Annotated in this window: 2 pseudogenes; both read right to left on the bottom strand. The window is 69.3% G+C overall.

The features are described 5' to 3' along the window. A pseudogene (locus AC1D01_RS37675) lies at positions 1–337 on the bottom strand (bifunctional tetrahydrofolate synthase/dihydrofolate synthase); the annotation flags it as partial. Positions 338–396: 59 nt separating this feature from the next. Beyond that, positions 397–642 (bottom strand): annotated as a pseudogene (locus AC1D01_RS37670) (acetyl-CoA carboxylase, carboxyltransferase subunit beta); the annotation flags it as partial.

Genomic DNA, 642 nt, shown 5'->3' with positions numbered 1-642 from the left:
GCATGCCGGCGCGCGCCGCCTCGACCGCCTCGAAGTGCGGGATCAGCTCGGCCGCGTCGACGCTGCGGCCGTTCACGCGGCAGCGCTCCTCGAAGTGCACGAAATGCGGCTTGATGTAGAGCCCGACGCGGTAGCCGGCCTGCAGGCCGATCGATTCGAGCATCGCGCAGGTCGAACCCTTGCCGTTGGTGCCCGCCACCGTGATCACCGGCACCTGGAAATCGATGCCCAGCCGCTGCTTCAGCAGCAGGCTGCGCTCCAGCCCCATGTCGATGTCCTTGGGGTGCAGCTGCTCGCAGTGGGCGAGCCATTCGGCGAGGGTGGTCGGTGTGGGCATGACGGTCTCAGAAGAAGGAAAGGCGGCCGAGGCCGCCTTGCGCAGGGAGCCGGGCCGGCTCAGGCCACGGCGTCGGCGCTTTGCCGTTGCAGCATCGCGAGCGAGCGGGCGATCGTCGTGCGCAGCTCGCGCCGGTCGATGATGCCGTCGATCGCGCCGGTCTTGACGAGGAACTCGGCGCGCTGGAAGCCTTCGGGCAGCTTCTCGCGCACGGTGTTCTCGATCACGCGCGGGCCGGCGAAGCCGATCAGCGCCTTCGGCTCGGCGAACACGATGTCGCCGACGAACGCGAAGCTCGCCGAGAC

The sequence above is a fragment of the Rhizobacter sp. P3_B12 genome, from assembly GCF_056402895.1.
The sequence above is the reverse complement of the archived record's forward strand: the minus strand, read 5'-3'. Positions and strand labels throughout refer to the sequence as shown.